Source organism: Mesorhizobium sp. M0615 (genome assembly GCF_040320805.1).
In the GTDB taxonomy this organism is placed as follows: Bacteria; Pseudomonadota; Alphaproteobacteria; order Rhizobiales; family Rhizobiaceae; genus Mesorhizobium.
On sequence record NZ_JAMYQI010000008.1, the window covers coordinates 1 to 20,795 of the forward strand.

The 20,795-nt window shown below is 62.5% G+C and carries 25 protein-coding genes; 14 read left to right on the forward strand and 11 right to left on the reverse strand.

Annotated features, from left to right (window positions below):
* The first annotated feature begins 223 nt into the window (after positions 1-223).
* The 3 genes from NKI46_RS15170 (at position 224) to NKI46_RS15180 (ending at position 4,153) form a co-directional block, all read left to right on the forward strand.
* Complete coding sequence (locus NKI46_RS15170) at positions 224-1,540, forward strand: sugar ABC transporter permease (protein ID WP_023683967.1); 1,317 nt, start codon at positions 224-226, stop codon at positions 1,538-1,540.
* A 12-nt stretch (positions 1,541-1,552) separates the two neighbouring features.
* Positions 1,553-2,350 (forward strand): ATP-binding cassette domain-containing protein, encoded by a 798-nt coding sequence (locus NKI46_RS15175; RefSeq protein WP_023683966.1) that lies wholly within the window; start codon positions 1,553-1,555, stop codon positions 2,348-2,350.
* Between the two features lie 156 nt (positions 2,351-2,506).
* On the forward strand, positions 2,507-4,153 hold the full coding sequence (locus NKI46_RS15180) for a CHASE domain-containing protein (protein WP_352746799.1): 1,647 nt from the start codon (positions 2,507-2,509) through the stop codon (positions 4,151-4,153).
* A 39-nt stretch (positions 4,154-4,192) separates the two neighbouring features.
* Here the strand turns inward: NKI46_RS15180 and NKI46_RS15185 are convergent, their stop codons facing one another.
* The 6 genes from NKI46_RS15185 to NKI46_RS15210 all read right to left on the reverse strand — a co-directional run bounded on the left by NKI46_RS15185 (position 4,193) and on the right by NKI46_RS15210 (position 7,670).
* Positions 4,193-4,435 carry a YMGG-like glycine zipper-containing protein gene (locus NKI46_RS15185; protein WP_023670102.1) on the reverse strand — a complete coding sequence of 81 codons (243 nt, stop codon included), beginning with the start codon at positions 4,433-4,435 and terminating at the stop codon, positions 4,193-4,195.
* 83 nt (positions 4,436-4,518) lie between these two features.
* Positions 4,519-4,845 (reverse strand): hypothetical protein, encoded by a 327-nt coding sequence (locus NKI46_RS15190; protein WP_023670101.1) that lies wholly within the window; start codon positions 4,843-4,845, stop codon positions 4,519-4,521.
* Between the two features lie 142 nt (positions 4,846-4,987).
* The gene (locus NKI46_RS15195) at positions 4,988-5,164 is read right to left on the reverse strand and encodes a hypothetical protein (RefSeq protein ID WP_352746802.1); all 177 of its coding nucleotides are present in this window, start codon (positions 5,162-5,164) and stop codon (positions 4,988-4,990) included.
* A 129-nt stretch (positions 5,165-5,293) separates the two neighbouring features.
* Positions 5,294-6,328, reverse strand: a complete 1,035-nt coding sequence (locus NKI46_RS15200) for a sensor histidine kinase (RefSeq protein WP_023670099.1) — start codon at positions 6,326-6,328, stop codon at positions 5,294-5,296.
* A 160-nt stretch (positions 6,329-6,488) separates the two neighbouring features.
* Entirely contained in the window at positions 6,489-6,656 is a 168-nt protein-coding gene (locus tag NKI46_RS15205; RefSeq protein WP_023670098.1) for a DUF1328 domain-containing protein, read from the reverse strand.
* 219 nt (positions 6,657-6,875) lie between these two features.
* Positions 6,876-7,670, reverse strand: a complete 795-nt coding sequence (locus NKI46_RS15210) for a response regulator (RefSeq protein WP_023670097.1) — start codon at positions 7,668-7,670, stop codon at positions 6,876-6,878.
* Positions 7,671-7,882: 212 nt separating this feature from the next.
* Here NKI46_RS15210 and NKI46_RS15215 point away from each other — a divergent pair, with 212 nt between their 5' ends.
* Both NKI46_RS15215 and NKI46_RS15220 read left to right on the forward strand, forming a co-directional pair.
* A complete protein-coding gene (locus tag NKI46_RS15215; RefSeq protein ID WP_023670096.1) occupies positions 7,883-8,086 on the forward strand; it encodes a NepR family anti-sigma factor in 204 nt (67 codons plus the stop codon).
* A gap of 3 nt (positions 8,087-8,089) precedes the next feature.
* Positions 8,090-8,641 (forward strand): sigma-70 family RNA polymerase sigma factor, encoded by a 552-nt coding sequence (locus NKI46_RS15220; RefSeq protein ID WP_023670095.1) that lies wholly within the window; start codon positions 8,090-8,092, stop codon positions 8,639-8,641.
* Between the two features lie 56 nt (positions 8,642-8,697).
* On the opposite strand, the gene NKI46_RS15225 is transcribed toward NKI46_RS15220, so the two are convergent.
* Positions 8,698-9,075: a response regulator gene (locus NKI46_RS15225; RefSeq protein ID WP_023670094.1), complete on the reverse strand. Its 378-nt coding sequence runs from the start codon at positions 9,073-9,075 to the stop codon at positions 8,698-8,700.
* Between the two features lie 279 nt (positions 9,076-9,354).
* On the opposite strand from NKI46_RS15225, the gene NKI46_RS15230 reads away from it, so the two are divergent.
* The 3 genes from NKI46_RS15230 to NKI46_RS15240 all read left to right on the forward strand — a co-directional run bounded on the left by NKI46_RS15230 (position 9,355) and on the right by NKI46_RS15240 (position 11,040).
* Positions 9,355-10,116, forward strand: a complete 762-nt coding sequence (locus NKI46_RS15230) for a Crp/Fnr family transcriptional regulator (RefSeq protein WP_023737405.1) — start codon at positions 9,355-9,357, stop codon at positions 10,114-10,116.
* 124 nt (positions 10,117-10,240) lie between these two features.
* Positions 10,241-10,567, forward strand: coding sequence for an ElaB/YgaM/YqjD family protein (locus NKI46_RS15235; protein WP_023670092.1), 327 nt, complete (start codon positions 10,241-10,243; stop codon positions 10,565-10,567).
* An 11-nt stretch (positions 10,568-10,578) separates the two neighbouring features.
* Positions 10,579-11,040 carry a hypothetical protein gene (locus NKI46_RS15240; protein ID WP_023737406.1) on the forward strand — a complete coding sequence of 154 codons (462 nt, stop codon included), beginning with the start codon at positions 10,579-10,581 and terminating at the stop codon, positions 11,038-11,040.
* A 57-nt stretch (positions 11,041-11,097) separates the two neighbouring features.
* Here the strand turns inward: NKI46_RS15240 and NKI46_RS15245 are convergent, their stop codons facing one another.
* Positions 11,098-12,672 (reverse strand): sensor histidine kinase, encoded by a 1,575-nt coding sequence (locus tag NKI46_RS15245; RefSeq protein WP_502896818.1) that lies wholly within the window; start codon positions 12,670-12,672, stop codon positions 11,098-11,100.
* Between the two features lie 112 nt (positions 12,673-12,784).
* Between NKI46_RS15245 and NKI46_RS15250 the strand changes: the two genes are divergently transcribed.
* The gene (locus NKI46_RS15250) at positions 12,785-13,012 is read left to right on the forward strand and encodes a hypothetical protein (RefSeq protein WP_023693688.1); all 228 of its coding nucleotides are present in this window, start codon (positions 12,785-12,787) and stop codon (positions 13,010-13,012) included.
* A 26-nt stretch (positions 13,013-13,038) separates the two neighbouring features.
* Here the strand turns inward: NKI46_RS15250 and NKI46_RS15255 are convergent, their stop codons facing one another.
* Positions 13,039-13,959, reverse strand: a complete 921-nt coding sequence (locus tag NKI46_RS15255; protein ID WP_023670088.1) for a diacylglycerol/lipid kinase family protein — start codon at positions 13,957-13,959, stop codon at positions 13,039-13,041.
* A gap of 258 nt (positions 13,960-14,217) precedes the next feature.
* Here NKI46_RS15255 and NKI46_RS15260 point away from each other — a divergent pair, with 258 nt between their 5' ends.
* Positions 14,218-15,522 carry a PRC-barrel domain-containing protein gene (locus NKI46_RS15260; RefSeq protein ID WP_352746807.1) on the forward strand — a complete coding sequence of 435 codons (1,305 nt, stop codon included), beginning with the start codon at positions 14,218-14,220 and terminating at the stop codon, positions 15,520-15,522.
* A gap of 88 nt (positions 15,523-15,610) precedes the next feature.
* Here the strand turns inward: NKI46_RS15260 and NKI46_RS15265 are convergent, their stop codons facing one another.
* Complete coding sequence (locus tag NKI46_RS15265; protein ID WP_352746809.1) at positions 15,611-17,158, reverse strand: alkaline phosphatase family protein; 1,548 nt, start codon at positions 17,156-17,158, stop codon at positions 15,611-15,613.
* A 217-nt stretch (positions 17,159-17,375) separates the two neighbouring features.
* On the opposite strand from NKI46_RS15265, the gene NKI46_RS15270 reads away from it, so the two are divergent.
* The 4 genes from NKI46_RS15270 to NKI46_RS15285 all read left to right on the forward strand — a co-directional run bounded on the left by NKI46_RS15270 (position 17,376) and on the right by NKI46_RS15285 (position 20,545).
* Positions 17,376-18,308: a VOC family protein gene (locus tag NKI46_RS15270; protein ID WP_352746812.1), complete on the forward strand. Its 933-nt coding sequence runs from the start codon at positions 17,376-17,378 to the stop codon at positions 18,306-18,308.
* Positions 18,309-18,312: 4 nt separating this feature from the next.
* Positions 18,313-18,945, forward strand: a complete 633-nt coding sequence (locus tag NKI46_RS15275) for an alpha/beta hydrolase (protein ID WP_023696419.1) — start codon at positions 18,313-18,315, stop codon at positions 18,943-18,945.
* Positions 18,938-19,237, forward strand: coding sequence for a GNAT family N-acetyltransferase (locus tag NKI46_RS15280; protein ID WP_023683956.1), 300 nt, complete (start codon positions 18,938-18,940; stop codon positions 19,235-19,237). The genes NKI46_RS15275 and NKI46_RS15280 overlap by 8 nt, the downstream gene beginning before the upstream one ends.
* A gap of 249 nt (positions 19,238-19,486) precedes the next feature.
* Positions 19,487-20,545 (forward strand): dipeptidase, encoded by a 1,059-nt coding sequence (locus tag NKI46_RS15285; protein ID WP_352746814.1) that lies wholly within the window; start codon positions 19,487-19,489, stop codon positions 20,543-20,545.
* A 3-nt stretch (positions 20,546-20,548) separates the two neighbouring features.
* Here the strand turns inward: NKI46_RS15285 and NKI46_RS15290 are convergent, their stop codons facing one another.
* Positions 20,549-20,794 (reverse strand): hypothetical protein, encoded by a 246-nt coding sequence (locus NKI46_RS15290; RefSeq protein WP_023670081.1) that lies wholly within the window; start codon positions 20,792-20,794, stop codon positions 20,549-20,551.
* Between the last annotated feature and the right edge of the window lies 1 nt (position 20,795).

Genomic DNA, 20,795 nt, shown 5'->3' on the forward strand with positions numbered 1-20,795 from the left:
GGCGGGGTTTTTGTTTTAAACACCCATGTCCACCGGTGCCACTGGGGCCGCCGCGTCCCGTGCCGGGGTGTAAACTTCTTCCCCCCAGATTAAAAAATGGGGCCGCGGGGGGTTAAACCCGGGGGCGTTTTCTCTACGAGAATTGTGTGTTTCCGCCATCGGCGGCAAACTTCTAGGCTGTGGTCCGGCATCCGCGCCAGACGGCAAGCCGCTGGAGGACATCATGACCGACACGACCTCAAATCCGCAGGCCGATACGGCACGAGCGTCTGAACTCGGCGCGGTCGCCCGGTTCCTGAAAGCGACCGAGCTCGACACGCGCATGCTCGGCATGGTCGGCGCGCTGCTGGTCATCTGGGTCGGCATACATATCCTGTCGGGTGGGCTTTTCCTGACGCCGCGCAATCTTTGGAACCTGTCGGTGCAGACGTCCTCGGTCGCGATCATGGCGACCGGCATGGTACTGGTCATCGTCATGCGCAACATCGACCTTTCGGTGGGCTCCGTCGAAGGCGTGATCGGCATGATCATGGGCGTGGCACAGGCCGAATTCCTGATTCGCGTCATCGGCTTCCAGCTTGGAAACCCCTGGCTCTGGGTCGTCGCGCTTGCCGCCGGCGTGGTGCTTGGTCTGCTGATCGGCGCGTTCCAGGGCTTCATCATCGCCTATATGCAGGTTCCGGCCTTCATCGTGACGCTTGGTGGCCTGCTGGTCTGGCGTGGCATGGCATGGCTCATCACCAGCGGGCGCACGGTCGCGCCACTCGACGCCACCTTCCAGCTGATGGGCGGCGGACCACGCGGCTCGATTGGCGCCGCTGCCAGCTGGATCGTCGGCATCGTCGCCTGCGCGGCGGTCGCCTTCGCGCTGCTCAACGGTCGCTCACAGCGCAAGCGCTTCAGCTTTCCACTGCGCCCCGTCTGGGCCGAGACCTTGCTTGGCGTGGTCACTTGCGCGGCCATCCTCGGCGCCGTGTGGATCGCCAATTCCTATCCATGGCCGATCGGCATCGTGCGCCAGTACGCACAGCAGAACGGCATCACCGTTCCCGAAGGCGGGCTGTTCATCGCGCATGGCATCGCCATACCGGTGCTGATGGCGGTGATTGTCGGCATCATCATGACGTTCATCACCAAGCGCACGCGTTTCGGCCGCTATGTCTTCGCCATCGGGGGCAATCCGGAGGCAGCGGAACTCGCCGGCATCAACACGCGCTGGGTGACCATGAAGGTGTTCATGATCATGGGTGTGCTGGCTGCAATCAGCGCGGCGATCTCGTCGGCCCGTCTCAATGCGTCAACCAATGCGCTGGGCACACTGGACGAGCTTTTGGTGATCGCGGCCGCTGTCATCGGCGGCACGTCGCTCGCGGGCGGCGCCGGAACGGTGATGGGCGCCATGCTCGGCGCGCTACTGATGCAGTCGCTGCAATCCGGCATGGTGCTGCTCGGCATCGACTCGCCGCTGCAGAGCATTGTCGTTGGCGCTGTCCTGGTCATCGCCGTCTGGCTCGACACCGTCTACCGCAAGCGCGTCTAGGGAGGAACGATTATGGAAAAAACTGCTCCCACCGGTACGCCACTGATCGACATGCGCAACATCTCGATCGCGTTCGGTGGCATTCGCGCCGTCGACGATGCGTCCATCGATCTTTTCCCGGGCGAAGTGGTGGCGCTGCTTGGCCACAACGGCGCCGGTAAGTCGACGCTGATCAAGATCCTGTCGGGCGCCTACAAGCGCGATGCCGGCCAGATCTTGGTCAACGGCCAGGAGGCCTCGATCTCCAATCCGCGCGACGCCAAGAAATACGGCATCGAAACGATCTACCAGACGCTTGCGCTGGCCGACAATGTCGACGCTGCCGCCAACCTCTTCCTCGGCCGCGAACTGATGACCGCGTGGGGGACACTCGACGATGTCGCCATGGAGGCCGAGGCGCGCAAGGTGATGGGCCGGCTCAATCCGCGCTTCCAGCGCTTCAAGGAGCCCGTGATCAAGCTATCGGGCGGCCAGCGCCAGTCGGTGGCGATCGCACGCGCCATCCTGTTCAACGCCCGCATCCTGATCATGGACGAACCGACGGCCGCGCTTGGGCCGCAGGAGACGGCGCAGGTCGGCGAACTGGTAAAGCAGCTCAAGGCCGACGGCATCGGCATTTTCCTGATCAGCCACGACATTCACGACGTGTTCGAGCTTGCCGACCGGGTCTGCGTAATGAAGAACGGCCAGGTCGTCGGCACCGCGCTCACCACCGATGTGACGCAGGACGAAGTGCTCGGCATGATCATCCTGGGAAAGTGCCCGCCCGGCGCCATTCCCGGTCCGGGTGCGCTGAAGATCGCGGCCTGAGACCACGCTATCGTCAGCTGTCATGTTCACTGATGCTCGAGATCGATAAGCCGGCTAAATATGCATGACATGCCAGCTGTCATTATGGCTTGGCCGCGCCATTGTCTTGCCGCGGCGACTTGCCCATAAAGGTCCCGAACCGTCCATGGGCCTGCGTTGAAGAAGTTTTTCCCGATCCTTGCCTTCATTGCCGTTGCACTGATCAGCCTGACGATGGCGGGCTTCGCCTATTTCGCGACCCAGGAAGCGGCGCGCATCAAGTTCGAGGCGACGGCCGACGACGCGCTCAACCGCATCGAAAGCCGTATCGATCTGCATCTGTCACTGCTGCGCTCGACGCAGGCGCTGTTCGACGCCCGCAATGGCGAGATTTCAGGTAGCGAATTCAAGGCCTTCTTCAGCGCCCTCGATGTCGATAACAATTTCGCCGGCCTGCGCGGCATCGGCTATCTCAGGCTGGCCAAGACCGGTGACGAAGCGGCGGTCGAGCGCGACATGTTGCGCGACCGCGGCGCCGCCCACACGGTCTATCCGGACACGACACAGCCATGGCGCACGCCCGTCGTGCTGTTCGAGCCGCTCGACCCTGCCAACGAATCCACCATCGGCTACGACATGTTCACCGAGCCGGTGCGGCGCGAGGCGATCGAAAAAGCGATGGCCGATGACGCACAGCACGCAAGCGGTCTGGTCCAGCTCGGCCAGGACACTGGCGCGGCGCAGACCTTTACCGGTTTCCTGGTCTTCGTCAGGCTCAATGTCGAAACCGCGCCGGATGGTATCAATGCGTCCAGATCATCGACATCAGGCCTTCTCTACGCGGCCTTCCGCGCCCGCGACCTGTTCCAGACCGCGCTCAGCCGCACGCCTTTGCTGCCGGTCAACACCGCGGTCTATGACGGCACGGCGGACGCCGACAATCTTCTGTTCCAGTCCGAAACGCCGCCGGCCGCGAGCTTTGGCGACATGCTGTTGGTGACGCGCAAGATCATCGTCGCCGGTCGGCCGTGGACGGTGCTGTTTCGGCCGACAAGTGCATTTTCGCAACCGTCCTCGCGCGCCATTCCGGTCATGCTCGGGCTGTTCGGCCTGCTTCTGGCCGGCGCCATCGCGTTGGTGGCCCGCTACCAGGAGCGCGCCTACGACGCCAAGTCGCTGCTGCATGAAACGACGGAAAAAAGCCTGCTCGAAAAGGATTTGATGCTGCAGGAGATGAAGCATCGGATCAAGAATTCAATCACGCGGGTGCTGGCGATTGCGCGCCAGACGGCAGCGCAAGCAACCGACGTGAAGGAGTTCTCAACTTCCTTCTCGGCCCGCCTCCAGGCAATGGCGGCTTCCCAGGATATGCTGACGCGTTCGCGCTGGCAGAAGGCCGATCTTGGCGACCTGCTGCGCATCGAGCTCGGCCAGGTGTTCGGCAAGGAGCTTCCGGAAGGGATATTGTCAGGGCCTCAGGTGCTTCTCGACGAGAGGACGACGCAGGCGCTTGGCCTGACCTTTCACGAGCTGGCGACGAATGCGCTGAAATATGGCGAGGCCGGCAATTCCGTGGGTGCGCTGAAGGTCGACTGGTCGTTCGAGGGGCGCGGGTCCGAGCGGATGCTGGTTCTGAACTGGCGCGAGGCCGGGCAGAAGGAACTCGAAGCGCCGGCGAAGACCGGCTTCGGCACCAAGCTGATCGACCTCAATGTCACGCAGGAATTGCGCGGCACGATTGCCCGAGATTTTCGCGTCGATGGGCTTACGGTGGAAATCAGGATCCCGCCGCCTCATGCAGGCAAACAAACGGAGACCGGCTGACCGGTCTCCGTCGCGATTGTCTGACGCTTTTGAAGCGGATCAGCAGCGAGCGGTGTAGAGCCGGCCGCGATTGTCGCGATACTGGCAATAGCCGTTGCGCAGGTTGCGCACCAGCAGGCCGGAACCGGCGCCAACGGCTGCGCCGATCAGCGCACCCTTGCCGCCGCCGATCAGTCCGCCGGCCAAAGCACCGACACCGGCGCCGACACCGACATCCTGCTCGGTCGTGCTGCAGCCGCTGACGGCGACCACCGCAACCATGGCAATAATCAATTTCCGCATAGAATCTCTCCTCACTTTTGTCCTCACTTTAGTAAGCTCCAGCCGCTATTTAGCACGAAACAGCAGCCTTTGCCCGCTCGATCTTATTGTTGGCTAAGAGAGTCTTTTTCGCGGCGCGTGGCGTTCGACGCGACCACGACACTGGAAATCTGCAAAGACGCGTCGAGGGTGCCGTCCGGGCGCACGTTCCAGACGATCTGGTCGTAATCATCTTCCAGCGCGGGGTCGACCGTAAGACATTTGGCAACGACGTGCTCGGCCTGACCCTGCACGTCGCCGGCAGCGAATGGACGTTCTGCCGTGCATGCTTCGGCGGTTTCGAAAACACTGACCGGCACCGGCAGTTCACGGCATTCGGTCATGTTGTTCGAACAGCCAATTACCAAAAGCAAAGCGGCGATGTGTTCCACGGCGACACGTCCTCTCGCCATAGGAACGGTCCACAGCCGTCAAAGTTCCTGTGCCGAAAGGGGCGTTAATAATTGGTCGGCTACGAGCTGGACAGCTTCTGAGCCAGGCTGCTTGGGAGCAGCGTGAACCTGAGCATCTGGCTCAGACCAATTGCGACGCGACGATCAGCACAGCAGCGGCGACGAGCGCGACAGCGGCGACGCGAAGCAAGGGATGCCAGGCGTGCTGCAAAGGCGAGGCTGAAGCGTCAGGATCCTGAAAGCCGCTCATCGACACCCGGGCGGCCTGCTCCAGCCTGTTCATATCGGCAACCGTCATGATCATTCCTCCCATACTCGCGTTGCAGGCTGCGGCCGAAACATCGGTTGAATCGGTCAAGATCCAGCAATCTCTGGGAACCACACCATCGGATTTTATGGTGAACAGCCGGTTAAGGAATCCCGCCGCTCATTCGGTTTCGAAATTGCCGTGCGGAACGACGAGGCGATATTCGAGGCGGTCACTGGTGATCTCCAGCGTCGCCGTGCCGTTCAGCGATGCCGGTACGACACGTTCGAGGGCAACGCTGCCGAAGCGTTTCTCGGTGCGCCTGTTATCATTGGCGACAATGGCCTCGACCCAGGTCAGCGACAAAGCCGGCTTGTCTGCGGCCTCTGCGACGTTCGACAGATCGGCGGTTACCTCGACAAAGCCGTCCGGCCGCGCCAGGGCGCCGTAGCTGAATGAATTGACGGCGAGTTCGTGCATTGCCAGTCCAATATGAATGGCCGCGTTGGGATTGAGGTAGGGGTTGACGCCATTGAAGCGCAGGCTCTGCGCGGGATCGGCGCCGTAGCGAACGACCTGGCCGCGGATAAGCTCGCGAAGTGCTGCACCCCGCCAGTTCGACGACGTTACCAGATCCTGGGAGGAAGCCAGTGACTGCAGGCGGCCGCGAAAGCGCTTCAGGAAATCGTCGGGTGTCTCGGAATAGCGGCCGGTCTGGGTGGCAATACTCTGGATGATGGCCAACAGGTTCTTGGAGCGGTGGCTGACTTCGCGCAACAGCGTCTTCAGCGTCTGTTCGCGGCGTTTCTGCTCGGTGGTTTCCACCATCGTGGTGACGACGCCCTGCACGTCGCCGCGATGGCCCCGATCGGCATCGACCCATACCTGGAACCAGCGCATGCCATCACCGGTGGGAACACTCAGTTCAAGGCGTTCCGGATTGCCGGAAGCGATCACATTGCTTTTGGCGGCGGCGATTTGCTCAGCTTGCGCCGGTGGCAACGCGCCGTTGCTGTCGGCTGTGTCGGAAACCCACGGCGCACGCATGTTGCGGGCCCATACAGTCTTCAATTCACGATCCTGATAGAGGACGGAAATGCCGGCATTGTGCAGAGCGTGAAGCAAGGCGCGGCCAAGCTGCATTCCGCTTTCAGCCGGGTGCAGTGCGATCACCTCGTCGCCCTGTCCGCTCTCGCCTCCGCCAATGGAACGCATCAATCACCTGTCCACCTGATCAGGACCGAACGATTCACTTGGACTCAGTTCCTGAGTAGGTCCCCAGAAAAGGTCCGCCGGACGATGTCCCGTTGGAGGACATCGCCCGGCGGTGGCTGGAAACCGTTTGAGGGGTGCGGCTTCCAGTGTTCGTCCGCTCCTACGATGCCCGTCTGAACAGGCCGGCCAGAAGCGAAATGACGAGGAAGGCGAGAAAGATGAAGAACAATATTTGCGCGATACCGGCCGAGGTACCGGCGATGCCGCCGAAACCAAGCGCGCCGGCGATGATCGCCACGACGAGAAATACGAGCGCCCAGTAGAGCATGATCTGTCTCCTTCCGATCCTGGATCAAGAACGTGAGTGATTGCTGTTTGTTCCACCATTTGCCGAAAAAGAAGGTCTTTGGAAGAGGCCCGCACGCGAATTGATTCGCGCGCGTGAGCGCCATACGGCGCGACGGGCAGCCGCCGATCGCCCGGTTAGGCATCGCCAGTGCCGCCAACGCTGCGAGGCGGCGAAAAGTTGGAGATTGAAGGCCCTACTTCACGCGGCGGCCTTGGCCTGCCGGTCGAAGAACAGCGCTTGGCTGATCAGCGCCTTGACCATGTCGGGATTGAACGGCTTGGTGACGAGGAAGGCCGGTTCAGGCCGCTCGCCGGTCAGCAGACGTTCGGGGAAGGCGGTGATGAAGATTACCGGCACCGAAGTCGACGACAGGATTTCGTTGACCGCATCGATACCCGAGCTGCCATCGGCAAGCTGAATGTCGGCCAGCACCATCTTCGGCCTTGTCTTGCCGAACATCGCCACCGCCTCGGTATGGGTGCGCGCGGTTCCGACCACGTGGTGGCCGAGGCTCTCGACCATTTCCTCGATGTCCATGGCGATCAGCGGCTCGTCCTCGATGATCAGCACATCGGTCGCCACCTGGCGAGAGATCTCGTTGCTCGCCTGGGCAAGCAGTTCGGAGAATTCCTTGGCGTCGACATCGAGAATTTCAGCTGCCTCGTCTTCACCGAAGCCTTCGACCGCGACCAGCAGGAAAGCCTGGCGTGGCCGTGGCGCAATGGCGTTCAGATTGGCGGCGGCGCGCTGCTCCCATGCCGATTGCGCCTGCTCCTGCGGAACGCGGATGGCAATGGAGGTGAACAGTTTGGCGAATACCTTGTAGAGCGCGATGCGGTCGCTTGACGCTTGCGGGAAGATGTCGACGTCGGCGATGATGGCTTCGAGCATCGCGGCTACCAGCGCATCGCCACTCTCCTGCGATCCGGATACGGCGCGTGAAAAGCGGCGCAGGAACGGCAGGTGCGGAGCGATGGTTGCGGAAAGGCTCATGGTAGACGTCTCCCTCAGATGACGTGATTGCATAGATTGCAGGTCAAGCTGATTGCAAGCCCCAACACCCAAACGCGGGTTTTGCGAAAAAGTTCCGACACTTGTGGAACGAAACTGCACGGGCGACGTTTGTGGTGCGATGGGCAACCAGACGAGGGGGCCGCTTTACGTTGTGTAATGGGGCGGCTCGGGGCGCTGGATTTAAGGGCGAAATGAAGGACATGAATAAAGAAACGCTGGCTGGCGCCGCTGACAGGCGCCGGGCCAATTCCGGCGACCCGCTCGGGGCGAATTCGGAAATTGGCCGTAAACTCAAACAGTATTATGACGAGCTGGTCTCGGACAATGTGCCGGATCGCTTTGCCCAGTTGCTCAGCCAACTGGAAAAGGCCGAACCCGCACAGAAGAAGGACTGAGGCATGGCAGCTGTCTCACAAGGGTTCAAGACCGACCTGCTCGGCTCGATCCCGAGCCTGCGGGCTTTTGCCGTGTCGCTGACGCAGAATGCCGACAAGGCCGACGATCTGGTGCAGGAGACGCTGGTCAAGGCTTGGGACAAGCATGAGAGCTTTCAGCCCGGCACCAATCTCAAGGCATGGCTGTTCACCATCCTGCGCAACGAGTTCTATTCCCAGATGCGCAAGCGCGGCCGCGAGGTGCAGGACAGCGACGGCATCATGACGGCCAGGCTTGCCGTTCATCCGGCTCAGCACGGCCAGCTTGACCTCAAGGATTTCCGCGGCGCGCTCGAGCAACTCCCCGAGGACCAGCGCGAAGCCATCATCCTCATCGGCGCTTCAGGCTTTTCCTATGAAGAGGCCGCCGAAATCTGCGGCTGTGCGGTCGGAACGATCAAGAGCCGGGTCAGCCGGGCCCGCACGCGGTTGCAGGAGATCCTCAAAATCTCCGGCGAAGACGAATACGGGCCGGACGCGATCTCGTCCCAGGTGACGGGTTCAAACGCTGCCTGACGGCGGAGGCCCCGTTTGCGGGCCTGGGCTCTCTACACATACGCATCGAAGATATCTCAGACTGGCGCGCGGCCGCAGGCCGCCGCCAGAGCCTCGACGAGATCGGTCCCCGAATAGGGCTTGGTGACCAGGCGGATGCCGGGAAAAGACCCTTTGATCTCATCGGGGTCCGAATAGCCGGAGGCAAAGACAAACGGCAGGCCCGATTGGCGCAGCCGCGCGGCGAAATCGAGTGTGGACGTTCCGCCCAGCATGAGGTCCACGATAGCGGCGTCGAACTCGCCAACGACCTTCTGCTCATCGATCTCGGCCAGAGCGCGGGCAATCACTACGTCGTTCGCGCCATGGTCGCGGCAAAGCTGCTCGACATCCATGGCGATCAGGAATTCATCCTCCAAGACAAGAATTCGCAATCCCTCAAGCAATGGCGGCACTTGGCAATCTCTCCTCAATTCTTGCAGCATCGGGTACAGTGACTCCAGTCAACCGCATCGCGGACCTTGGGGGATCGGTCAGGCCTTAATCCGAAAAGTTCGCCCACCGGCTCTACTCCACAAGCGAGCTTCGAATTCGCCTCAGTGGAGTGTAGCGAGTCATGATCGCTATTTGCCATCCTGTCATTTAAAAAAGACATGCCATCGGCAGCGGAACCGCGGCCTTGCAAAGGCGTAGCACTCAGTCTCTGGCAAGAGACTTTCGAAAGAGGGATCGAAATGTCTGGCCAGAATGGTCGTTCGTTTTCCAGCCGTCAGTACCCATGCGAGATCTGCCCGCTTCGGCCATTGCCGGTGTTCCGGGAATTCGAGAAGCAGGAGCTTGCCTATGTCAGCATGTTCAAGAAGGGCGAACTGGCCGTCGACAAGGGCGCCACAGTGCTGGTCGAAGGCAGCCAAAGTGCTCATCTCTACACCGTGCTTTCGGGCTGGGCCTTCCGCTACAAACTATTGTCGGACGGCAGGCGCCAGATCCTGAACTACTCCATGCCCGGCGATCTTATCGGGCTGCAGGGCAGCCTGATGGGCGAAATGCAGCACTCGGTCGAGGCGCTGTCGCCCATGCTGTTGTGCGTCTTCGAGCGTGAAAACCTGCACGAGCTCTACCGCAACCATCCGGGCCTTGCTTACGACATTACCTGGCTGGCGTCGCGCGAGGAGCGCATGCTGGACGAGAACCTGCTCAGCGTCGGTCGGCGCACGGCGGTCGAGCGCACCGCCTATCTCATTGCCTTCATCGCCAGCCGCGCGGCGATAGTCGGGCTCAACGGCAAAGCGCCGGTGCAAATCCCGATTACCCAGCAGCATGTCGCCGATACGCTCGGCCTGTCGCTGGTCCACACCAACAAGACGATCCGCAAGCTCATCGATCGCAAGCTGATCGCCTGGCGCGACGGCGGTTGCGAAGTGATAGACAGGGAGGGGCTGAAGAATCTCGCGCGTTGGGAGGGCCTAAGTGAAGGCCGTCGGCCGCTGATCTGACAGGCAGGCCTCCAACTGGGGCTGGACTCGCACTTGCAAACACCCTTTCATGGATACGGTCTCCGGTTTCGGAACCATGACGTGTGTCGGGCGTTTGAAGCCAAGCAAACGCAAGGAGTTTAGAATGGCAACTGCCGCAGGAAAAACCGCCAACGAAAGTCAGACGAACGCCGACCTCGAAGCCGACATTCGGCAGTTGAAGGCGGATATCGAAAAGTTGACCAAGCAATTGGCCAAGACCGGCGAACATGGTTACGGCACGGCGCGGCGCGCTGCTGCCGAAGGCGTCGACCAGTTGCGCGCCCAGGGTGAAGCCGTCTTCGACAGCCTGCGTGGCAACGCCAAGGATCTTGAGGCCCAGATCACGGCCAATGTGCGCGAGAAGCCGGTTACTTCACTGGCGATCGCGGCCGGCGTCGGCTTCCTGTTTGCGCTTCTTGCCCGGCGCTAGTTTCGACAGAGATGGGCATGCTGGCACCGCTTATCTCGGCCTTGGCCTCGGGTGAAGCCATTGCCGCCATGCGCCGCGCGCGCACGGCGGCAATCGTCTACGGGTTCGCCGCCGTCGCTGCCCTGTGCGGCCTCGGGTTTCTCCTGGGGGCGGCCTACATCTGGGCGGCTGACCGTTATGGCTCGATGGCCGCCTGTCTCGGCTTCGCGGCTGGTTTCCTGGTACTGGCCGGGCTTATCGTGCTCATTCATCAACTTGCGGCTGGAACGCGTGCGCGCCGACGTGCGCGAAGGCGCAATGCCGACCTGAAGGCGCTCGGTATCACCGCGGCGCTTGCCGTGCTGCCGGCCTTGCTCAAGGGGAAAGGCGGGAAGGGCGTCATTCTCGGCCCGATGATCGCGCTCGCGGCCTATGCCATCTACCGTGAGAACATCAAGCCGGACCGGGGCGATCCGGACAGCGAAGCCGACTAAAGCGCGCGCGCTGATACGCTGTTCCCGGGAAAACCGCTTCGCACTTCTGGAATCGCTTTAAGCCGGCAGATCTTCAAGCGGCATCGATATTTCGGCGAACACGCCTTCGCTGCGGAATTCGTGGGTCACTTCGCTCGACAAAACCTTGGCGAGGCTGCGGCGGATCAGGATAGAGCCGAAGCCCTGGCGTTCCGGCGGGTCGACTTTCGGCCCACCGCTTTCGCTCCAGGTCAGCACAAGGCGGCGCGCGCCTTTCTTGCCCGCCGCCTTCCAGTCGACATCGACCTTCCCCGAGCCAACCGACAGCGATCCGTATTGCAGCGCGTTGCTGGCCAGTTCGTGCATGATCAAACCGAGCCCCACCGCCTGGTCGGGCGAAAGCAGCAGATCCGGACCGGCGATCACGATGCGCGGCCGTTCTGCCGAATCGAACGGCTTGACCTCGATCTGCATCAGTTCGCGAATACCGATGCCGCGCCACTCGCGATCCGACAGCAGGTTATGGGCAGCGCCCAGCGCCTGCAGCCTGGCGCCGAAGGCTTCCAGGAATTCGCTTGGGCGGCGAGCGTGGCGAACGGTCTGCGTCGCCAGCGCCTGCACCGTCGCCAGCGTGTTCTTGACCCGATGGTTGAGCTCGCGCAGCAGCAGCCTTTGCCGGTCCTCGCCGAGCTTGCGTTCCGAGATGTCGTAGTTGACGCCAAAGATAAGCGTCGGCTTGCCTTCGCCGTCGCGCTCGATGACGCGGCCGCGGGTGACTATCCAGCGCGGCGGATCGAAGCCTTTGACCCGGTATTCGCCGAAATAGTCGTCGCTGCCGGTCAGGGCATCGCGAAAGCGCGTCTCGGTCTGGTAGACGTCGCGCGGGTCGATGGCGGCCAGAATGTCGCGCGCCCGCAGCCGGTTCGAACGCGGCAGGTTGAACAGCTCCGACAAACGCACGTCGCATTCGATCATGTCGGTGCGGATATCCCAGGCCCAACTGGCGAGCGAGGCGGCGTCGAGCGCTATGGCTCGGCGCTTTTCCTCCTGCGCCAAAGCAGCCGTGGCAATGGCGCCGCTGCGGTTGGCGTCCTTGAGGGTAAACAGGCTGGCGGCGAGGCTGGCCAGCGATTTCAAATGATCGAGCGCGGCAGCGGACGGAAATTCATGCGGCTCCCGGTCGAGTACGCACACCGTGCCGACGCGCGCGCCGGCGACCACCATCGGCGCGCCGACATAAAAGCGGACATGGTGTTCGCCGGTGACCAGCGGATTGCGGGAGAAGCGAGGGTCGATGCTGGCATCCGGCACCACCATCGGCTCGTCGCCGGCGGCAATGGTATGGGCGCAGAACGATATGTCGGTCGCGGTTTCGGTCTCGTTAAAGCCGACACAGGATTTGAACCACTGTCGTTCGGTGTCGAGCAGCGTGACGAGCGCGATCGGCGCCCGCATCACGGCGGCGGCAAGGCCGGTGATGCGATCGAAGTCGGGATCGGAGTCGGTGTCGATCGCGTCAAGCCCGTGCAGTACGGCAAGCCGCTCCGGCGACGCCACGGCGCGGCGGACCTCAACCGGCAAACCAGCCTGCTTCGCCACCTTGCTATCCACCAAGCCCCCTCGCTTGCAGGCCCCACCTGTGGTGGCGCGCATCTCGCGCGGCCGTCGCGCGCCGGAACTTTTGTAGCAAGCAATCGTTACCCCACCATGTTTCGCCGGCGATGGTTTTATCCACCATGCCGGTTGCGCGACAGGAACGCCGCCAATGACCAAGATCGCCCCTGAAAACAAAGCCCGTCAGGGGCGCTGGGGTTGGCACGGCCTGCGCATATTGGTCGCCGCGCTGCTCCTGGCTTTCATTGCTTGGGGAGCGGCCGAGATTTATGGCCAAAAGATCGATCCAGATACCCCTGAAAGCCAGGGGCAGCCCACCGGCCAGACCGCGCCGGCCGACCAGAGCGCGCCAGCCGGCGAGGGGCAGTCGGGCGGCTAGGGTTTTCCTCGTCATTCGTAATCGCATCAGGCGGCCTTCGCCTGGGCGGCTTGCGCCGGAACCAGGACGTTCAGTGCGCCAGGGTGGATCTGGATTGTCGTTTCACGCTCCAGCTTGACCAGTTCGCCGTCGATGACGGCACCGAATTTCTTGCTCCCTGTATGGATTTTCACGATTGCCTTGTCGGCCTGATGGGTTTCGACATGATCGCTGTCGCGCCACCTGCCGCGAGCCATGTCGAAGAGGGCCCTGACCAACTCGCCACGCTGCCGCGCCACGGTGACATAGATGCCGAGCACGCCGCCGGCAGGATTGTCGGCATAAGGCAGATGGCCTTCGCCAAACAGATTGTTGGAAATGCCGATGCCGCTGATGCGGGTCACGATCTCGGCTTCGCCGACCGTCAACGTCACCTTCATGGCGGGAGGATTGTTGATCGTCGTCCAGGCGGCCTTGGCCGAGGCGCGAATCTTTCCCAGGCGCGAGGCGAATTCCATATTGTCGCGCAGCTTCACCATCCTGGCGTGCAGGCCGATCGAGAACTGATGCACGAACGGCCGGCCATTCGCGCTCGCGATATCGACCGCCATGATCTCGCCGTCAGCAAAGGACTTCAGCGCGCCATCGATGGTCTGCGGAATCCCAAGGCCGCGGGCGAACAGGTTCATGGTTCCTGCAGGCAGGACGGCCAGCGCCTTCTTGCCATTCATCAGCCGCCCCGCGGCGGCCGAAATGGTGCCGTCGCCGCCACCGGCCAGCACGACGTCGATGTCGCGCCGCGCGGCGACCTTGTCGAGCGCCGCGACAATCTCCTTGCCGGCGACGATGTCGATCTCGATGGAGTGACCAGCCGCCTCGAGCGTCTGGCGCATCCGGTCGGTTAGCGCGGAAAGATCGGTGGTCCGCAAGGTGCCGCCGTCCCGGTTCAGCACCGCTGCAAATCGCATGCCCCACTCCGTATTCTTTTTAGCGGCCGGAATGCCAGCCGCAGGCTGAAACGGGCAAGCTTGGCAAAGGTTCCATCGGCCGGGCGGGAATGTCGGGCGATTCCGCGGACTTGCCCAGGGTATTTCGATGCTCCCGTTTTTTCGGAACAAGCGCCTTGTCACAACGTTGTGATCCCATTGGAGGCGCCGCCTTCGGTCTCCCGGCAAGTGGTTTGCCGATTGCGGCGCGCATGAGATCACGCAAGAGGAGACTTAATCATGATCCGCACACTGTTCGCGACAACTGCACTCGCAACGCTGATCGCTACCGGTGCGTTTGCGCAGTCAACGACGGCCCCGGCGACGACCCCAGCGCCGGCTGAAGCCCCTGCTACCATCGCGCCGGCGCCGCAACAGGCCGACGGCGCGCTGATGACCAATATCATCGGCGAGTCCGTCTACAATGGCACTGGCGACGATGCGCAGAAGATCGGTGACGTCAGCGACGTCGTCCTCGATGAAAACGGCCAGGCGAAATCCGCCATTATCGGCGTTGGCGGCTTCCTCGGCATAGGCAGCAAGAACGTCGCCTTCGACTACGGCAAGTTGCAATGGGTCGAGAGGAATGGTGACCGCTGGCTCGTCGCCGAGACGACGAAAGAAGCGTTGACGGCGCTGCCCGACTTCGACCGTAAGCCCTACGATCCGGCCTCGGCGCCTGCTTCCACGGCGCAGAACGACCCGCAGAAGCCGGTTGATCTCAACGCCGCGCCGTCAGAACCGGCGGTGAAACGCGCTGACGGCAATCTCGCAACCAACATCATCGGCGAGAATGTCTACAATGGCACTGGCGACGATGCCCAGAATATCGGCGACGTCAACGACATCGTGCTGACCAAGGATGGCAAGGCGCAGTCGCTGGTGATCGGCGTCGGCGGCTTCCTCGGCATGGGTGAAAAGAACGTCACCTATGATTTCGCCAAGGCGCGGTGGGCCGAAAAGAACGGCGATCGCTGGCTGGTGGCGCAGACGACCAAGGAGGAACTGCAGGCGCAGCCTGATTTCGACCGGAAGCCCTATGATCCGGCGCCCGTGACGACAACCTCCGACGCGACGCAGCCGACTGCTCCCGCTGCCCCGGCGGCCGTTGCACCGGCTGACAATGCTCAGCCAGCCGACAAGACCGCGGAAGCTCCGGCCGGTACAAAAGCCACCGATCCGACGCAAACGGCAGCGATCGACAAGTCCACATTGACCGAAATGCCGGTCGGTAACATCAGAGGCGACGACCTGAAGGGCACCACCGTCTATGGCGCCAACGACGCCAAGGTCGGCGAGATCGGCGACGTCGTGCTCACGCCCGACAGCAAGCCGGATGCCGTCATCATCGATGTCGGCGGCTTTCTAGGCATCGGCGCCAAGGAGGTCGCGGTCGGCATGGACAAGCTCAAATTCATGACCGACAAGGACGGCAACAAATATCTCTACACCAACTTCACCAAGGAGCAGCTGCAGGCGCAGGCCGCCTATGACAAGGGCAGCTATGCTGAGAAGCGCGACCAGCAGCGGATGATGGTACAGTAAGGGAATAGGCAGTAGGGATTAGGCAGTAGGCGAAAAACCAAGCGACTAGGCATCAGGCCGCCGGAAACATTCTGCTGCCTGCTGCCTCCTACTGCCTGCCCACATACCCCACCACCCCCTGGCCCGTCAGCTCTGCAAGCGCCAGCGACTGGTCGAGATGCTCGGCGCGCCAGGCAAGCAGCCGCTCGGCAAATTCAAGCCGCACGCTGAGATAGGCCGGGTCGGCGGCAACGTTGGCCAGTTCGCCCGGATCCTTCTCCATGTCGAAGAGCAGCGGCGGCAGGCCGCCGCCGAAATGCACGTATTTGAATTTTTCCGTACGGATGACGGCGAGGTTGCACTGGCGCGAGCCGATGCCGAAATGCCGTTCGGCCTCACCGCTGGCAATCGAGCGGAAGTCGAACTCCCAATGCGCCGCGTCGCGCCAATCCTTAGGCGGTTCATCTTGCAGGAACGGTTTGAGCGAGCGGCCGTCGAGATGCAGCTGGGCGTCGGCGTCAAGCAGATCGAGCAAAGTCGGAAAGATGTCGACTGCCTCGGTGAAGTGGTTGACGATCGAGCCGGCTGCATTGCCGCGTCGTGGGTCGCGCACGATCAATGGGATGTGATAGCTGCCGTCGAAGAAGCCGCCTTTGCCCAGCATGAAATGGTCTCCCATCATCTCGGCGTGGTCCGAAGTCAGCACGATGATGGTGTCATCCCATCCATTCGCCGCCTTGATCGCTTGCCAGATGCGGCCAAGCTGCGCGTCGACCTCCGAGATCATGCCGTAATAGATCGCGCGGATGGCCCGGATGTTGTCCTCGCCCCAGTCGCGCACGTGGCCGTCGGTGCCCGGGCGGAAGCTTTTCCGCTTCTGGCGGCCAAGATCATATGCCAGATAGGGATGGCTCTCAGCTTCCACCTGCCAACTTTCCTGGCGGCGGAAGGCGGGACCATCGGCTGGATCATACATAGTGTTGTAGGGCTGCGGCACGACAAAGGGCGGATGCGGGTTGATGAAGGAGACATGCGCGAACCATGGCGCATCCTGTTCGTCCAGCCAGCGAATGAATTTGCCGGCAAGAAAAGCGGTCGGCGTCTCGTCCCTGGAATAAACAGGCGGCGCATTGGTCACGGCGCCGCTCGCTTCCCCGCCCACGGGACGGTGAATGCCGGGAGAGCCTGCGCTGGTGTCGACGCCACGTGCCTTCAGCCATGACAGCCATGGTTTCTGATGCTCAGGCAGGAGCTGGCGCACGCTGAAGCCGGGCAGCACGCCCTCATAGCTTTTCAGCCGGGGATCGCCCGGCGCCATCGTGCGCGGATCGGGCGAGACGTCGGTGTAGCCGAACAAAGTCGGATCATAGCCGAGGGCGCGGGCCGAAAGCGCCATGTTGCCGTGGCGGGCGTCGAGCGGCGTGCCGTTGCGGCAGACGCGATTGTTCATCTGGTAAAGGCCGGTATAGAGGCACGCGCGGGCCGGCGAGCAGGGCGCCGCGCCGCCGTAATGCCGCTTGAAAAGGACGCCTTCGGCGGCGAGCGCATCGGCATTCGGCGTCTTCACCACGGCATGGCCGGCAGCCGACAGGCAATCGCCCCGCCATTGGTCGCAGGAGATGAATAGGACGTTCGGTCGTCTGCTTTTCGCGGCCAATGCTCTATCCTGTCACGTCGGGAAGACGTTCAATGAACCGGAATTTGGCTGCGGCGCAAGCCTGTCGGTCTTGCTTAAATGGTGAACGAAAATTTCCTGCTGTTCACTATTGGGATACAGTCCATTCTGAGATTGCCGCCTTTGCCATTGCCGGGCGGCCCCTCATATAGGCGTGGACAGCGGCAAGGGCCGCAAACCGAAGGGAAGGAGCAAGACAATGCTCGACCAGATCAAGGGCCTGCATCACGTGACGTCGATGGCCGGCGATGCGCGCCAGAACAATGATTTCTTCACGCACAAGCTCGGCCTGCGCCGGGTCAAGAAAACCGTCAACTTCGACGCGCCAGATGTCTATCACCTCTATTATGGCGACGAGCACGGTACGCCCGGCTCGGTGATGACCTATTTTCCGTTCCCCGACATTGCCAGGGGCCGCCACGGCGTCGGCGAGGTCGGTACCACGGCCTATTCGGTGCCGGCCGGCACGCTCGGCTATTGGGAAAAGCGCTTCGCCGATGAAGGCGTTGCGGGTGTCTCCCGCGAAGAGACGTTCGGCGAGAAGCGGCTGGCCTTCGCCGGTCCCGACGGCGACGGTTTCGCGCTGGTCGAAGACAAAGCGGACAGCCGCGCGCCATGGTTGAAAGGCGGCATTCCCGCTGATGAGGCGATACGCGGCTTCCACTCGGTCTCGCTCAGATTGAAGGATGGCGGCGCCACGGAAGAGCTGTTGAAGTTCATGGGCTATGAGCAAGTGGACAAGTCCGGCAGTGTCAGCCGGCTCGCCATCAAGAACGGCAACGGCGCTGATGTCGTCGATATCGAATCGCTGCCTACCGCGGGCTTTGCCAATCTCGGCGCCGGCTCGGTCCACCATGTCGCCTTCGCGGTGGAGAACCGCGCCCAGCAACTCCAAGTGCGCAAGGCGCTGATCGATACGGGTTATGGCGTAACGCCGGTGATCGACCGCGACTATTTCTGGGCGATCTATTTCCGCACGCCGGGCGGCGTGCTGTTCGAAGTCGCCACCAATGAGCCGGGCTTCGACCGCGACGAGGACACCGCCCATCTCGGCGAAGCCCTGAAACTGCCGACGCAGCACCACCATCTGCGGCCCTATCTTGAAGAGCATCTGCAGAAGCTGGAAGGCTGAGACGATGAGCAAGGAAGCTTACATCCATAAGGCGCTGCCGGGTTCGCCCGGCGGCCCGCTGCTCTTCGTCTTTCACGGCACCGGCGCGGACGAGAGCCAGCTGCTGTCGCTCGGGCGCGACCTCGCGCCACAGGCGACGATCGTATCGCCGCGCGGCGATGTTTCCGAGCATGGTGCGGCGCGTTTCTTCCGCCGCACCGGCGAGGGCGTCTACGACATGGACGACCTCGCGCGGGCGACCGGCAAGATGGCCGGTTTCATCAAGGCGCAGGTGGCAGCGGCAAGGCCATCTTCGGTCTTGGGTCTCGGCTATTCCAACGGCGCCAACATCCTGGCGTCCGTAGTGTTCGCCGCGCCCGAGCTGTTCGATGCGGCGGTGCTGTTGCACCCGCTGATCCCGTTCGAACCGCAGGTGCAGGGCAGCCTTGCCGGACGCCGCATCCTGGTCACCGCCGGCAAACGCGATCCGATTTGCCCGCCCAATCTGACGTCGCGGCTGGAAGCCTATTTGCGTGCCGATAGCGCCGATGTCACAGTGGAGTGGCACGATGGCGGCCACGAAATTCGGCCAAACGAGATTGAAGCGGCAAGGCGGCTTTTCGCTGCCGTGCCGGTTGAAGGAGCAAGCGATGCCTGACGAATTGCCTGAGATCGAACTCGAGGACCGCGGCTCGAAGGGACGTTATGTGCTGCGCGGACCCGGCGGCGCCGAGGCGGAGATGACCTTTACCAAGGTCGGCGAGCACCAGATCATCATCGATCACACCGAAGTGCCGGACGTGTTTCGCGGCCAGGGCGCCGGCCTTCGGCTCGTCACCCGCGCCGTCGAGGATGCGCGGGCAGTGGGCAAGAAGATCATCCCGCTCTGCCCCTTCGCCAACGCCCAGTTCCGCCGCCATCCGGAATGGGCGGATGTGCTGAAGCAATAGACCTTTTTCCCTTCTTCCCTTGTGGGGTGAGTTGCCGGTCGCCGAAGGCGAATTCATCGTGCCGATGGCACGATGAAAGGCCGGCGAACGCCGGGACGCTGCGAAGCAGCGGGGACCCGGCAGGTGGTCGGAGTCGCTCAGCCACAAGAGCGAACACCTCTCTGGCATTTGCGCAGTTCGGCCTTCTTGCCTAAGTACACAGTTCGCCGCGGTTCGTCCGCTCCTGCCAATTGACCGAATGGCTTCCTAATGACCGAACCCGATCTCGTCCCCGTCTTCGACGGCCACAACGACACGCTGCTGCGTCTGTACCAGTCGAAAGACACAGACGTCGAAAAGCTGTTCATCGAGGGGACGCAGGGCGGTCATATAGATCTGCCGCGCGCCAAGAAGGGCGGCTTTGCCGGCGGCATGTTCGCGATCTTTCCACCGCCGGTCGAGAAGAGCAAACGCTCTGCGGTGCCGCCGGCGCCGAGCGACAATGAGCCATTGCCGCCGGAACTGCCACGCGCTGATGCGCTCAATTCCACCATCGGCATGGCCTCGATCCTGTTTCGGCTGGAGCGAGCGGGGGCGCTGACCGTCTGCCGCAGTGCCGGTGACATTCGCGAGGCGATGGCGAAAGGTTCGATCGCGGCGGTGTTTCATATTGAAGGCGTCGAGGCGATCGATCCCGAACTTACCTTCCTCGACGTGCTCTACGAAGCCGGCCTGCGCTCGCTCGGCATTGTCTGGAGCCGCCCCAACGCCTTCGGCCACGGCGTCCCGTTCCGCTTTCCGTCGTCGCCCGATACCGGACCGGGGCTGACCGATGCCGGCAAGGCGCTGATCAAGGCCTGCAATCAGCTCAAGATCATGGTCGACCTGTCGCATCTCAACGAAAAGGGCTTTCGCGATGTCGCCGCACTCAGCGATGCGCCGCTGGTCGCCACCCATTCGAACGTGCATGCGCTGTGCACCCATTCGCGCAACCTGACGGACTGGCAGCTCGGCGCTATCCGCGAGACCGGCGGCATGGTCGGGCTCAACTTCGCCACCGGCTTCCTGCGCGAAGACGGACGGATGAACTCGGACACCAGCCTCGACATCATGGTGCGCCATGTCGACTCGCTGCTGCAGGCGCTGGGCGAGGACGGCGTCGGTCTCGGCTCCGATTTCGACGGCGCCATGATCCCGGCGGTCATCGGCGACGTTGCCGGTCTGCCGAAGCTGATAGATGCGCTGGCCGCGCGCGGTTTCGGACGCGCGTTGATCGAGAAGATCGCCTATCGCAACTGGCTGAGCGTTCTCGAAAGAACCATAGGCTGAGGCTTAAGCGCCCATGCGCTTCAGCCAATCCTGGCCGCCGCGATCCCTGATCATCGGCAGCGGGTTCTCCCAGTCCAGCCGCGCGCAGATGCGGTAGACTTCGAGCGTCTCGGCGCTCATTTCGCCGCGCTTGTAGAAGTACATGGCGGCGGCATAGCGGGCGCGACCCGACCATTTTTCGCCGAGCGGCGTGTTGACCAGCTGCCACTGTTCGGCGGCTTCCGCCTCATCATCCGGTTCGTTGGCCATG

Coding starts and splice junctions, on each gene's coding strand:
- NKI46_RS15170 (WP_023683967.1), top strand. CDS start 224: ATGACCGACACGACCTCAAATCCGCAGGCCGATACGGCACGAGCGTCT.
- NKI46_RS15175 (WP_023683966.1), top strand. CDS start 1,553: ATGGAAAAAACTGCTCCCACCGGTACGCCACTGATCGACATGCGCAAC.
- NKI46_RS15185 (WP_023670102.1), bottom strand. CDS start 4,435: ATGCGGAAATTGATTATTGCCATGGTTGCGGTGGTCGCCGTCAGCGGC.
- NKI46_RS15195 (WP_352746802.1), bottom strand. CDS start 5,164: ATGACGGTTGCCGATATGAACAGGCTGGAGCAGGCCGCCCGGGTGTCG.
- NKI46_RS15200 (WP_023670099.1), bottom strand. CDS start 6,328: ATGCGTTCCATTGGCGGAGGCGAGAGCGGACAGGGCGACGAGGTGATC.
- NKI46_RS15205 (WP_023670098.1), bottom strand. CDS start 6,656: ATGCTCTACTGGGCGCTCGTATTTCTCGTCGTGGCGATCATCGCCGGC.
- NKI46_RS15210 (WP_023670097.1), bottom strand. CDS start 7,670: ATGAGCCTTTCCGCAACCATCGCTCCGCACCTGCCGTTCCTGCGCCGC.
- NKI46_RS15215 (WP_023670096.1), top strand. CDS start 7,883: ATGAAGGACATGAATAAAGAAACGCTGGCTGGCGCCGCTGACAGGCGC.
- NKI46_RS15220 (WP_023670095.1), top strand. CDS start 8,090: ATGGCAGCTGTCTCACAAGGGTTCAAGACCGACCTGCTCGGCTCGATC.
- NKI46_RS15230 (WP_023737405.1), top strand. CDS start 9,355: ATGTCTGGCCAGAATGGTCGTTCGTTTTCCAGCCGTCAGTACCCATGC.
- NKI46_RS15235 (WP_023670092.1), top strand. CDS start 10,241: ATGGCAACTGCCGCAGGAAAAACCGCCAACGAAAGTCAGACGAACGCC.
- NKI46_RS15240 (WP_023737406.1), top strand. CDS start 10,579: ATGGGCATGCTGGCACCGCTTATCTCGGCCTTGGCCTCGGGTGAAGCC.
- NKI46_RS15245 (WP_502896818.1), bottom strand. CDS start 12,672: ATGCGCGCCACCACAGGTGGGGCCTGCAAGCGAGGGGGCTTGGTGGAT.
- NKI46_RS15250 (WP_023693688.1), top strand. CDS start 12,785: ATGACCAAGATCGCCCCTGAAAACAAAGCCCGTCAGGGGCGCTGGGGT.
- NKI46_RS15255 (WP_023670088.1), bottom strand. CDS start 13,959: ATGCGATTTGCAGCGGTGCTGAACCGGGACGGCGGCACCTTGCGGACC.
- NKI46_RS15260 (WP_352746807.1), top strand. CDS start 14,218: ATGATCCGCACACTGTTCGCGACAACTGCACTCGCAACGCTGATCGCT.
- NKI46_RS15270 (WP_352746812.1), top strand. CDS start 17,376: ATGCTCGACCAGATCAAGGGCCTGCATCACGTGACGTCGATGGCCGGC.
- NKI46_RS15275 (WP_023696419.1), top strand. CDS start 18,313: ATGAGCAAGGAAGCTTACATCCATAAGGCGCTGCCGGGTTCGCCCGGC.
- NKI46_RS15280 (WP_023683956.1), top strand. CDS start 18,938: ATGCCTGACGAATTGCCTGAGATCGAACTCGAGGACCGCGGCTCGAAG.
- NKI46_RS15285 (WP_352746814.1), top strand. CDS start 19,487: ATGACCGAACCCGATCTCGTCCCCGTCTTCGACGGCCACAACGACACG.
- NKI46_RS15290 (WP_023670081.1), bottom strand. CDS start 20,794: ATGGCCAACGAACCGGATGATGAGGCGGAAGCCGCCGAACAGTGGCAG.